Origin of the sequence: Streptomyces anatolicus (assembly GCF_019400875.1) — a bacterium.
GTDB classification, from domain to species: Bacteria; Actinomycetota; Actinomycetes; order Streptomycetales; family Streptomycetaceae; genus Streptomyces; species Streptomyces anatolicus.
This window is the reverse complement of record NZ_WMBF01000190.1, coordinates 1-11,881: the sequence shown is the minus strand read 5'-3', so window position 1 is coordinate 11,881 and position 11,881 is coordinate 1. Positions and strand designations below refer to the sequence as shown.

Below are 11,881 nucleotides of genomic sequence, written 5' to 3'. Positions count from 1 at the left end.
GCTTCGCGGGCGGGGCGGGGGCGTTCGGCTTCGCGTGCAGGGCGGGAACGTCCGGCGCCCCCGAGTGCCGGGCTCACGCCGCCAGCGTCCCCGGCACGATCGCGCCCGGTCCGAACTTCTCCCTCGCCCGGTCCGCCACCTCCTCGATCCGGCGGGCCTTCTCGTCCGCCGGATCGAACGTCAGCTGGTGGGAGGCGTGTTCGGCCGGTCCGAGCCCCTCGGCGCGCAGGGCGACGGCACGCACCCGGGCCCGTTGGAGGCCTAGCGCCTCGTACATGCGGTACGCGGCCGTGGTCAGCGCGGTGGAGTGCGCGGTCGGCTCCGGCAGGGTCCGGGTCCGCACGGTCGTGGAGCGGTCCGCGTACCGCACGGTGAGCGTCAGCGCGCGGCACACCTGCTCCTCGCCGCGCATCCTGACGCCCAGCTCCTCGGCGCCCGACAGGAGGGCGCGGCGGTGCCGGAAGGGGTCCAACTCATCGCGGGGGAAGGGGCGTTCGACGGCGAGCGAGCGCGCGGCGGAGTTCGGCACGACCCGGGTGCGGTCGATGCCCCGCGCCTTCTCGCGCAGCTCGCGGCCCGCGCGGGCGCCGACCAGTCGCTGGAGGGTGGACAGCGGTGCGGCGGCGACCTTCCCGAGGGAGTCGAGGCCGTACTCGCACAGGGTGCGGGCGGTGGCGCGGCCGATGCCGGGCAGCTCGCCGACCGGCCGATCGGCGAGGAACTCCCGTACGCCGTCCGGGCCTTCGGGAACCGCTCGGGTCACGCCCGGCGCGGCTCCGCGCAGGGCCATCCGCGCCAGCATCGGGCTCGGCCCGGCGCCGATCGCGCACTCCACGCCGTACAGCGCGAGGGTCCGTACGCGGATCAGCGCGGCCAGCTCGACGGCGCTCCGCCCGAAGTAGCGCCGCGCGCCGCTCACGTCCATGAGCGCGCCATCCGGCAGAAGCGCCTCCACCTGCGGGGTGAACTCGCCGAGCAGGGCGAGCAGTTGGGGCAGGACGGCCTCGTACATGGGCGTCAGCAGGAAGCGTACGCACAGGGTGTTCACCTCACCGGCCACCTCGCCGGCTGCTCCGGTCACTCCGGTCACTCCGGTCACCTCGCCAGCCGCTCCGGTCACCTCACCGGCCACTCCGGCCATCTCGCCGTTCACCTCCTCCTTCACCTCCTCCTCCGCCTCCTCGTTCACCTCCCCGCTCATCCCGCACTCCCCGGACTCTGATGCCACAGCTTCCGGTGAGCGCCCGCCGCGCCCTCGCCCGCCGGACGGAGATCCGCCCAGGGATGCATCTCGTACCCCGTGGCCATACGAATGCGCCGCCCACCCGCCACGGCATCCGGAGCCTCCGGTTCCCGCTCCCGCTCCGGCTCCGCCAACCGCAGCGCCACCGCGTCGAGCCCGCCCTCCTTGCGCACCTCCGCCAGCTCCGCGAGGTTCCACGCCGCCGCGCCGACCACGCTGAGGCTGCGCGACCCGCGGCGCTGCACCACCCCGCGCACCAGCAGCAGCCAGGAGTGGAAGACGGTGTGCGCGCACCTCTCGTGCGCGTCGTCGAAGAAGGCCAGGTCGACCAGGCCCGTACCGTCGTCGAGGGTGGTGAAGATGACCCGCTTGCCGGAGCGGATCGGCGGGGTCTGCGTGGCCGCCTTGGCCCCCGCGACCAGGACGGTCGCCCCGTGCTCGGCCTCCCGCAGCCGCCGGGCGCTGAGCACGCCCAGCTCCGCGAGGAAGTCGCGGTGGTCGCCCATGAGGTGGCGCGAGGAGTCCATACCGAGGACACCCAGCTCGGCGCTGAGCCGCTCCGCGTCGTCGAGGTCGGGCAGCCCGGCGGGGGCCGTCCTCCGCCCGCCCGCCAGCGGGAGCTGACCACCGGCCGTCCCTCGGCTGCCGCGCCGCAGCTCGGCCAGGTGCAGTTGCAGATCGCGCCGGTTGGCGCCGAACGCGTCGAGCGCGCCGACCTGCGCGAGCCGCTGGGCGACCGGTTTGGAGGGGCGGGCCCGCTCCCAGAAGTCGACGAGCGAGGCGTACGGCTGTCCGTCCGCGATCCGCGCGGCCTCGGCCTCGCTGATGCCGTGGACGTCGGAGAGGGCGAGCCGCAGGCCCCACACTTCCCGGGGTTCGGACACCAGTTCGATACGGTGAGCGACCGCCGACCGGTTCACGTCCAGCGGAAGGATCGGCACCCCTCGCCGCCGCGCGTCCGCGAGCAGCAGCCGCTTCGGGTACATCCCGGGGTCGTGCGTGAGCAACCCGGCGTAGAAGGCGGCCGGGTGATGGGCCTTCAGCCACGCCGACTGGTACGTCGGCACGGCGAAGGCGACCGCGTGCGCCTTGCAGAAACCGTACGAACCGAAGGCCTCGACGATCTCCCAGGTGCGGGCGATCGTCTCGGCGTCGTACCCCTTGGCCGCCGCGTGCTGCGCGAACCAGAACCGGATGCGCCCCTGCGACTCGGGGTCGGAGAGCCCGCGCCGCACCCGGTCCGCCTCGTCGCGCCCGCAGCCGGTCATGATGTCCACGATGTGGATGATCTGCTCATGGAAGACGACGACGCCGTACGTCTCCTTCAGCGGTTCCGCGAGGTCCGGGTGCGGGAAGCGCACGGGCGCGCGGCCGTGCCTGGCCTCGATGAAGGGCCGCACCATGTCGGCCGCGACCGGGCCCGGCCGGAACAGGGAGATGTCCACCACGAGGTCGTGGAAGGTCGAGGGCTGAAGCCGTCCGACCAGGTCGCGCTGGCCCGGCGACTCGATCTGGAAGCAGCCGAGCGTCTCGGTGGACTTGATGAGCTGATACGTCGCCGGGTCGCCCGGCGGTACCGCGTCCAGGTCGACCCGCTCCCCCGTGGCCCGCTCGGTCTCCGCCACGGCGTGCGCCATCGCCGACTGCATCCGCACACCGAGCACGTCCAGCTTGAGCAGGCCCAGCTCCTCGACGTCGTCCTTGTCGAACTGCGACATCGGCAGGCCCTCGCCGCTGGTGGGCACCACGGGCGTACGCGCGAGCAGCGAGGAGTCGGAGAGCAGCACCCCGCACGGGTGCATGGCGACGCCGCGCGGCAGCGCGTCAAGCGCCTCGACCAGCTCCCACAGCCGGTCGCGGCCGCCCAGCTCCTCGGCGACCGCCCGCAGTTCGGGCAGCTCCTCCAGGGCGGCGCGGGCGTCGCGCGCACGGATGTGCGGGAACGCCTTGGCGATCTTGTCGATCTCGGCCGGGTCCATGGACAGGGCGGCGCCCACATCGCGTACGGCGTGCCGCACGCGGTAGGTCTCGGGCATGGCGACCGTCGCGACCCGCTCGGTGCCGAAGCGGCCGATGATCGCGCGGTAGACCTCGATGCGGCGGGCCGACTCGACGTCGATGTCGATGTCCGGCAGGACGTGCCGCCGCTTGGACAGGAACCGCTCCATGAGCAGCCCGTGTTCGACGGGGTCGGCGTGCGCGATGCCGATGAGGTGGTTGACGAGGGACCCGGCGCCGGAGCCGCGCGCCGCGACCCGTACACCCAAGTCGCGTACGTCGTCGACGACTTGGGCGACGGTGAGGAAGTAGGAGGCGAAACCGTGGTGGGCGATGATGTCCAGCTCGTGGTGCATCCGCTCCCAGTACGCGCGCCGGGAGTCGTAGCCGCGCAGCACCATGCCGGCCGCCGCCCGGGAGGCGAGGACGCGCTGCGCGGTGCGGCGTCCGGCGCCGACCAGGCGCGGCTCGGGGAAGTGCACGGAGCCGATGCCGAGGTCGTCCTCGGGGTCGACCAGGCACGCGGCGGCCGCCGCCTGGGTCTGTTCGATCAGGCGGTGCGCGGTGTCGCGGCGGAATCCGGCGGCCTCGACGATCCGCTCGGCGGCGCGCAGCATGGCGTCCGCGCCCTTCAGCCACCGTTCGCCGCCGTCGAGTCCCTTGGTGGGGTCGACGGGGACGAGGCGGCGGGCGGCGTCCAGGACGTCGGCGACGGGGCCCTGCCCGGCGTCGGCGTAGCGCACGGCGTTGCTCAGGACGGGTCGTACGCCCTGTTCGGCGGCGAAGCCGACGGTGCGCGCGGCCAGCCGGAGCGAGCCGGGGCCCGTGCCCTTGCGGTCGTGCCAGACGGACTCCAGGCGCAGGTCGTCGCCGTACCGCTCGCGCCAGGGCACGAGGAGCCGGGCGGCCCGGTCCGGGCGGCCCGCGGCGAGCGCGCGCCCCACGTCGGATGCGGGTCCGAGCAGCACGGTCAGGCCCTCGCCGTGGTTCTCCTCCCACGGCAGGACGGGCTGTCCCCCGGTGCCGTCGGCGCCCGCCCGGTGCGCGGCGGTGACCAGGTGGCAGAGGGCGGCCCAGCCCGTGGCGCCGTCCCGGGCGAGGTAGGTCACGCGCGGGGTCGACTCGTCGATGAAGGCGCCGCCGCGCACGGGGACCCGCCGCCGCTCGCCCTTGGCCGGGGCGGGCGCCCCCACCGCCAGCTCGGTGCCGAACAGTGGCCGCACCCCCGCTTTCGCGCAGGCCTTGGCGAACCGGACCGTGCCCGCGAGGGTGTCGCGGTCGGTGAGCGCGAGGGCGTCCATGCCCCGGTCGGCGGCGCGCTCGGCGAGCCGTTCCGGGTGCGAGGCGCCGTACCGCAGGGAGAACCCGGAAGCGGTGTGCAGATGCGTGAAGCCGGGCACACGCACCTCCTGTAACCCTGAACCGATCCGATCTCGTATCCCCCACCTCCACCATAGACCAAGTTTCGAACGCATGTACGACACGTGTGCGAGGGCCCTCCCCGAACACCCCCGGAGTCGCCCGTTCGGCCCATCCCACCTGCGGGAACGACCGTCGCCCCGGAGCGTGGGGGCATGAGGTTCGCCGACGAATTGAAGAGCGCCGTCACCCTGCGAGCAGCCCTGCTCGTCATCGGCGTACTCGCCCTGCAGCTGCTGTTCATCGCCTCCTACGTGGGCGCGCTGCACGATCCGAGACCAAAGGACGTGGCCTTCGCCGTGGTCGCACCGGGCCCCGCGGCGAAGGAGACCGCCGACCGGCTGGAGAAGCTCCCCGGTGACCCGCTGGACACCCGCGTCCTCAAGGACGAGGCCACGGCGCGCCGCCAGATCATGCACCGCGACATCGACGGCGCCCTGGTCGTCGACCCGCGCGGCACGACCGACACGCTCCTGGTCGCCTCCGGCGGCGGCACCGCGCTCTCCCGCACCCTGACCACGCTCCTCACCGAGGCCGACGCGGCCGAGAAGCGCACGGTGAAGACCGTGGACGTGGCCGCGGCATCGGACAAGGACTTCAACGGCCTGTCGTCCTTCTACCTGGTCGTCGGCTGGTGCGTCGGCGGCTACCTGTGCGCGTCGATCCTCGCGATCAGCACGGGCTCCCGGGCCGCCAACCTGCCGCGCGCGGTCATGAGGCTCGGCACCATGGCGCTCTACTCGATCGTCGGCGGCCTCGGCGGCGCGGTCATCATCGGGCCGATCCTCGGCGCGCTGCCCGGCAGCGTCATGGGGCTGTGGGGCCTCGGCGCCCTGATCGTCTTCGGGGTCGGCGCGATCACGCTCGCCCTCCAGGCGCTCACCGGCATCATGGGCATCGGCCTCGCCGTGCTCATCATCGTCATCGGGGGCAACCCGAGCGCGGGCGGCGCCTTCCCGCTGCCGATGCTGCCCGCCTTCTGGAAGGCGATCGGGCCCTGGCTGCCACCGGGCGCGGGCACCTGGACGGCACGCTCCCTCGCGTACTTCGAGGGGAACGCGATCACCGGACCGCTCCTCGTCCTGGGCGCCTGGGCGCTCGTCGGCGTCGTCGTCACCCTCGTCATGTCCGCCCGGCGCGGACGGCCGGCCAACGGCTCGATCGACCTCAGCGGCACGAACTACGGCAGGACCAGCGCCCTCTAAGGGGCGCGAGGAACTGCGCGCCCGGCCCGATCCGACCCGCGGTCAGACACGTGAGCCCCGCCCCCGCAGGTCACGGGGGCGGGGCTCACAGCGTCCGGCAGCCTCAGCCGATTTCCGCGCCGTAGGCGCTCAACGCCTCCGGCACCGGCTGGAAGAAGGTCTCACCCCCGGAGGAGCAGTCGCCGCTGCCGCCCGAGGTGAGACCCAGCGCGGTGTCACCGGCGAAGAGCGCGCCGCCGCTGTCGCCGGGCTCCGCGCAGACCGTGGTCTGGATCAGACCGTCGACCTGGCCTTCCTGGTAGTTCACCGTGGCGTTCAGCGCGGTGACCTCACCGTCGTGCAGCTGGGTGGTGCTGCCGCTGCGCTGCACCTTCTGCCCGACCGTGGCCTCGCCCGCCTTGCTGATCGCCTGGGTGCTGCCGTTGTAGAGGTTCACCTCGCTGGGGTGCGGGGTGTCTGCCGTGTACTTCACGAGGGCGTAGTCGTTGCCCGGGAAGCTCGACTCCTGGGTGGTGCCGATCTCCTGGCCGCCCTGCGAGTCGGACCAGCTCTTGACCGCGTTGCCGCAGTGGCCCGCCGTCAGGAAGTGCGGCTCGCCGCCCTTGACGACGTTGAAGCCGAGCGAGCAGCGCGAGCCGCCGCCCCAGATCGCGTCGCCGCCGGCGAGGAACGCCTTGTACTCGCCCTTGCTGCGCCTGAGTTCGGCCTTGCCGCCGAGGCTCTTCACGATCGAGCCGACTTTCGCCAGCTCGGCGCCCTTGACCGTGCGGTCCGCCGTGACGACGACCTTGTTCGTGGCCGGGTCCATCGCCCAGGAGGTGCCGGGCACGGCCGCCTTCTTGTCGAGCGTGGCGCGGGCACTCTCCAGCTCCGCCAGGGAGTTCTCGACGATTCTGGCCTTGCCGCCCGCCGACTCGACGGTGTCCGCCGCGCTCTTGTTCAGCACGTTCACGACGAGGGCCTTGGCCTTGGCGTCGTAGTACGTGCCCGCGGCGTCCGCGCCGAGATCCTTGTCCAGGGACGCGGCGAGCTTCCCGGCCTTCGCGACCGAGAGGATGTCCGGTGTGGGTTCGGGCGAGCCCTCGCTCGCGTTCGCAGTCTGAAAGGTGATCCCCGCGGCGAACAGCGCGGCGATGCCCGCGCCTGCCACGGCGGCACGCCGCTTGGGTATGCGTCGGTGCTTCAAAACTCACGACCTCCTGTGGGGGGAACGCCCCGGTCGGCGTGGGGGCCTGACGGGGCGTGAGGCGTACTCGGCACCGGAAGGGCCACGCCGGGACAGCGGAGTTCACCCGCTGCGATAGGCGCGTCCATGCCAATGTGCCAAGCCCACTATCCCGACGCCTTGCGGTCGCACACAAGGTCCACTTCAGGACGCGCACACGACAAGTCCAGTGCGCCCCTCACTCATCGCGCGACCCCCTCGCACCACGGCGGGGTTCTCTTCGTCACCACTGTGAGCCAAGGGGTGATCGTCAACCAGTGAGGACTAGTCCTGTCCGGTTTTCGCCGGTGGCTGCTGCTGCGGCGGCTGCGGTTGAGATTGCGGCTGCGGTTGGGGCAGAGCCTGCTGGGCCCGCTCCAGGAAGCGGAGCAGTTCCACGGGGAAGGGCAGGACGAGGGTGGAGTTCTTCTCCGCGGCGACGGCCACCACGGTCTGCAGCAGCCGCAGTTGGAGCGCGGCCGGCTCCTCCGCCATCTCGTGGGCGGCCTCGGCGAGCTTCTTGGACGCCTGCAGCTCGGCGTCGGCGTTGATGACGCGGGCCCGCCGCTCGCGGTCGGCCTCGGCCTGCCGCGCCATGGACCGCTTCATCGTCTCGGGCAGGGATACGTCCTTGATCTCGACGCGGTCGATCTGCACGCCCCAGCCGATGGCCGGGCTGTCGATCATCAACTCCAGGCCCTGGTTGAGCTTTTCGCGGTTGGAGAGCAGATCGTCCAGGTCGCTCTTGCCGATGATGGAGCGCAGCGAGGTCTGCGCCATCTGCGAGACCGCGAAGCGGTAGTCCTCCACCTGTACGACGGCCTCGGCGGCGTCCACCACCTTGAAGTAGATGACCGCGTCCACCCGCACCGTGACGTTGTCGCGCGTGATGCCGTCCTGGGCGGGCACGGGCATCGTCACGATCTGCATGTTGACCTTACGGAGCCGGTCCACGAAAGGCACGATCATGGTGAACCCCGGCCCGCGCACCCCGTGCTGGAGCTTTCCGAGCCGCAGCACCACACCGCGCTCGTACTGCTTGACGACGCGCGCCGCCGCCGCCACATAGACCGCCGCGGCGGACCCCGCGAGCGCTCCCGCCACCACCAGCTCCTCGACCATGCCGGCCCCCAGGGTCCGAAGTGGGCGTGTTGGGCGTGCACTTCGAAGGTAGCTCGCCCGCCGGACGAGGGCGAGACCCCGTCGGAAGAGGGCGAGCCCCCGCCCGGAAGCCGGGCGGGGGCTCATCATGCCGTCGATCACGGGGTCACGAGATCACCCGCTACGCGGTCTCAGTAGACGCTGACGCCGTAGGCGCGCAGCGCCTCGGTGACCGGCTGGAAGAACGTGGTGCCGCCGGACGAGCAGTTGCCACTGCCGCCGGAGGTCAGACCGAGCGCGGTGGTGCCGGAGTACAGCGGGCCGCCGCTGTCGCCGGGCTCGGCGCAGACCGTGGTCTTGATCATGCCGTAGACGACGTCGCCGCCGCCGTAGTTGACGGTCTGGTTCAGCGCGGTGACCCGACCGCTGTGCGTGCCGGTGGTGGAGCCGCGCCGGGTGACGCTCTGCCCGACGGTGGGGTCGGCGGCGCGGGTGATGTCCTGGCTGCCCACGGTGCCGGACTTGGTGATCGAGTCGTTGGTGTAACGCACGATCCCGTAGTCGTTGGTCGGGAAGCTGGAGCCCGACGTGGTGCCAAGGACGGTGGTCTTCGCCGAGTTGGCCCACCAGGTCGTCGCGCCGTCCGTGCAGTGCCCGGCGGTCAGGAAGTAGTAGGCGCCCGCGCTGTTGCGCACGTTGAAGCCGAGCGAACAGCGCCAGCTGCTCGCGTAGATGGCGTCGCCGCCGGAGATGTACTTCTGGAACTTGCCGGAGGTGCGCTCGATCTTCAGGGCGTCGGCGTTGGACCCGGCGGCCGCCTTCAGCTCGGCGATCTCGGACTTGGAGACCGTGCTGTCCGCGGTGACGACGACCCGCTTGGTCTTCGGGTCGATGCCCCAGGCGGTGCCCGCGACATCGGCGTCGAGCACGGCGTCGCTGGCCTGTTCCAGCTGGGATGCGCTGAAGGTGGTCACGCCCTCGTGTGCGCCGGCCGCGGGCACGGCGAGCGCTCCGGCGGCGACGAGGCCGGTGGCTATCGCGAGCAGACGGGTGTGTCTCGCCAGGCCGGTGTGGGGGATGGTGCGCTTGATCCTCACGTGTGTTCCCTCCCGAGGGAAGTCAGTGGGTCCTTGTGGGTTGAGGACCCGTGAGGCGCAGCCAAAGAGCAGGCCCGGATTCCGGATATGCCGTGCCCCTGACAAGCGCTGCTCGGGAGTATTGGGGGGTGAGGACCGGCCGCACAAGGGCGCCTTTCGGCCGACGACCGGCCTTCGTTTCTCCTCCTCCTCGGCACCGGCTCAGTGGCCGAGGAGGCTTCGCTCTCCCGCCGCGACCTCGGTGACCAGGGTGTTGCCGGGCGGCGGGAAGGGGCAGATGAAGTGGTCGGCGAAGGCGCACGGGGGCAGCAGCGCCCGGTTGAAGTCGACCGTGGTGCGCCCCTCGGCGTCGGGTGCGGCGGGGCGCAGAAAACGGAAGCGGTAGCTGGAGGTTCCGCTGGTGGCGTCCGCGAAGACGGCCCAGAGCGAGCCGTCCGCCTCGACGCTGACCTGGAGGGTGTGCTCGACTCCCCCGAGGCGGAAGGACAGCTCACCGCCGAGACCGAGGTCACGCTCCTTGCCGTCCGCGTTGCCGACCCTCACCGAGCGGCTCTCGGCGTAGGGCGTGAAGCGTCCCGGCACCGCCCAGCGCTCGTCGTACGCGGTGGCGTCGATGCCCTTGAAGGCGTGGCGCGTGGCGGCGCCCGGGTCGAAGTCGCGCACCGCCCAGAGGCCTTCGCGGTGGATGACCACGAGCCTGCGCTCCCCGTGCGCGACGCGGGCGGCGGCGGCCGGACCGCTGTCGGCGCCCAGCCGGACCTCGCCGGTCAGGGGCTCTCCGTCGACGGTCAGGCGGTCCTCGGGGCGGGCGGTCAGGACGACGGCGTCAGGAGCCTCGACCCACCGCCCAGGGATGTCCGGAATTGAACCATCCGGATGATCCGCGAGCCAGTGCGTGCCGGTGAGGGAGAGCGGCCCGTAGGGGGCGGAGACCGTCGCGGTGCGCTGTTCGTGCCAGTGCCGCCACTCCCGTACGGGGTCTACGTCGGCGGCGTTCCCGGCATGCGCGGCGCTCTCGGCACCCTCGGTGCTCTCGGCGTTCGGGGCGTTCTCGGTGCTCATGGTGATCAACCCTTCCATACGGGCACGCGCAACCCGAGGTGGTCCCGGAGCGTGCTGCCCGGATAGAAGGTGCGGAACAGACCGCGGTGCTGGAGCAGCGCGACGGTTCCGTTGACGAGCCGCTCCAGGTCGCGGCGCGGCTCGACGGGCGTGAGGTGGAAGCCGTCCACGGCGCCCGCGCGGTGCCAGTCGGCGATCAGCTCGGCCAGGTCGACGGGCCCGCCCCGGTACGCGGGCCCCTCGGCGGTGGGCCGCGGCCCTCCCCCGTGGCCCGGCGCCGCGGCGCACTCGCCGCCCCCGAGGTCGACGACGAGCGCGGCGAACACCCGCAGCGTGTCCGGGTCGCGCCCTAACTCCCCCGCCAGACAGCGCAGTTCGGCCCGCGCGGCGTCGGCCTGGCGGGCGGAGGCGGCCCGCACCAGGGCGACGTCCGCATGCCGGGCGGCCGTCTCGCGGGCGGGCGCGGCAGTGGCGTCGACGACCCGCACGGGGTGGTCATGGGGAGGTTCCTCGTGGGGCGCGGGGCAGCGCGACCCGAAGAGCCGGGCTTCGGCCTCGGCCGCGGACGCGTCCAGGAGCCAGCCGGCCCGGCCGCCGCTGACCCGGTCGAGGGCGGCCGGTGCCGTCGGGATCGCCGGGACGGCCGGGACGAGCCCGACGCGCCCGGTGCGGGGCGCGATCCTCGCGGCCACGGCGAGCGCGTCGGACCCGCCCCCGAGCGTCACGAAGTCCAGCGCCCCGCGCTCGGCCAACTCGCTCAGCTCGGCCAACTCGGCGTAGGGGGCGGCTTCATGGGCGCCGGGCCTGTCGAGGGCGGCGGCGAGATGGAGCGGGCCGCGCCCGGCGGACGCGGTCATCGGGCGTGGGCGCCCTTCTCCGGGGCGGGCCGATCCAGGATTCCGGCGAAGGCGCGGAAAGAGATGCAGGAAGAGGCACAGGAAGAAGCACAGGAAAAGGCGTAAGAAGACATGCGGAAGGCTCCGTGGATACCGGGGATCGAACACGGGTGGCACCTTCACGGGACACGGACCAGCCCCTCAGCCCAGCAGGGCACAAAGGGCATGAAGGACGGGCGGTGCGTGAAGCGCAGGGCGTCGGGGCTCAGGCGGGCATCAACAAGACGCCGACCACACTCGACCGAGGTCGATGTGGGAGCGCGTGACCAGCCACCGCTGCGGATGCATGGGCCAAGTGGAACAGGCATCCGAATCCACGTCAACTGCCATGAGACGCAACGCTCACATCCTGGACAGCCACCTCACGGCTCCGCCCGCCGTGAGCGGCGCGACACCTCTCCTCGTGCGCCCCCTGCTACCCGCAGTCGCAGCAGGAGCAACAGGAGCAGCACTCGCAGCTGCTGCAGCAGCCTCCGTCACAGTCGCAGTTGCTGCAGCAGCCCTCGCGCTTCTTGCGGGACCAGGGACCTTCGTACTCGTCGGCGCAGCACATCTTGCAGGTGCAGCAGAGCCCGGTGGCGACGGCACACCCCGCCCAGAAGCCGCGCTTGCCGGGCTTCGGCGGCTGGGGCTCGAACGCGGGCCCACCCCCGAAC

General features: G+C 72.5%; 8 protein-coding genes and 1 pseudogene. 1 reads left to right on the top strand and 8 read right to left on the bottom strand.

Annotated features, from left to right (window positions below):
* Positions 1 to 73: 73 nt before the first annotated feature.
* Positions 74 to 1,048: a DNA polymerase Y family protein gene (locus GKQ77_RS18165; RefSeq protein WP_219689857.1), complete on the bottom strand. Its 975-nt coding sequence runs from the start codon at positions 1,046 to 1,048 to the stop codon at positions 74 to 76.
* A gap of 149 nt (positions 1,049 to 1,197) precedes the next feature.
* Entirely contained in the window at positions 1,198 to 4,641 is a 3,444-nt protein-coding gene (locus GKQ77_RS18160) for a DNA polymerase III subunit alpha (protein WP_219689855.1), read from the bottom strand.
* 174 nt (positions 4,642 to 4,815) lie between these two features.
* On the opposite strand from GKQ77_RS18160, the gene GKQ77_RS18155 reads away from it, so the two are divergent.
* Positions 4,816 to 5,865, top strand: a complete 1,050-nt coding sequence (locus GKQ77_RS18155) for an ABC-2 transporter permease (protein ID WP_219689853.1) — start codon at positions 4,816 to 4,818, stop codon at positions 5,863 to 5,865.
* Positions 5,866 to 5,968: 103 nt separating this feature from the next.
* On the opposite strand, the gene GKQ77_RS18150 is transcribed toward GKQ77_RS18155, so the two are convergent.
* From GKQ77_RS18150 to GKQ77_RS33445, 6 genes and pseudogenes are all read right to left on the bottom strand, one after another.
* Entirely contained in the window at positions 5,969 to 7,051 is a 1,083-nt protein-coding gene (locus tag GKQ77_RS18150; protein ID WP_219689852.1) for a S1 family peptidase, read from the bottom strand.
* Positions 7,052 to 7,354: 303 nt separating this feature from the next.
* Positions 7,355 to 8,191, bottom strand: a complete 837-nt coding sequence (locus tag GKQ77_RS18145; RefSeq protein WP_219689851.1) for a slipin family protein — start codon at positions 8,189 to 8,191, stop codon at positions 7,355 to 7,357.
* Between the two features lie 170 nt (positions 8,192 to 8,361).
* Positions 8,362 to 9,267: a S1 family peptidase gene (locus tag GKQ77_RS18140; protein ID WP_219689849.1), complete on the bottom strand. Its 906-nt coding sequence runs from the start codon at positions 9,265 to 9,267 to the stop codon at positions 8,362 to 8,364.
* A 201-nt stretch (positions 9,268 to 9,468) separates the two neighbouring features.
* Positions 9,469 to 10,329 (bottom strand): DUF1684 domain-containing protein, encoded by an 861-nt coding sequence (locus GKQ77_RS18135; RefSeq protein ID WP_219689846.1) that lies wholly within the window; start codon positions 10,327 to 10,329, stop codon positions 9,469 to 9,471.
* A 5-nt stretch (positions 10,330 to 10,334) separates the two neighbouring features.
* The gene (locus tag GKQ77_RS18130; protein ID WP_219689845.1) at positions 10,335 to 11,186 is read right to left on the bottom strand and encodes an LLM class flavin-dependent oxidoreductase; all 852 of its coding nucleotides are present in this window, start codon (positions 11,184 to 11,186) and stop codon (positions 10,335 to 10,337) included.
* A 454-nt stretch (positions 11,187 to 11,640) separates the two neighbouring features.
* Positions 11,641 to 11,881, bottom strand: a pseudogene (locus GKQ77_RS33445) (DUF5685 family protein); the annotation flags it as partial.

Coding starts and splice junctions, on each gene's coding strand:
- GKQ77_RS18155 (WP_219689853.1), top strand. CDS start 4,816: ATGAGGTTCGCCGACGAATTGAAGAGCGCCGTCACCCTGCGAGCAGCC.
- GKQ77_RS18145 (WP_219689851.1), bottom strand. CDS start 8,191: ATGGTCGAGGAGCTGGTGGTGGCGGGAGCGCTCGCGGGGTCCGCCGCG.
- GKQ77_RS18135 (WP_219689846.1), bottom strand. CDS start 10,329: ATGAGCACCGAGAACGCCCCGAACGCCGAGAGCACCGAGGGTGCCGAG.
- GKQ77_RS18130 (WP_219689845.1), bottom strand. CDS start 11,186: ATGACCGCGTCCGCCGGGCGCGGCCCGCTCCATCTCGCCGCCGCCCTC.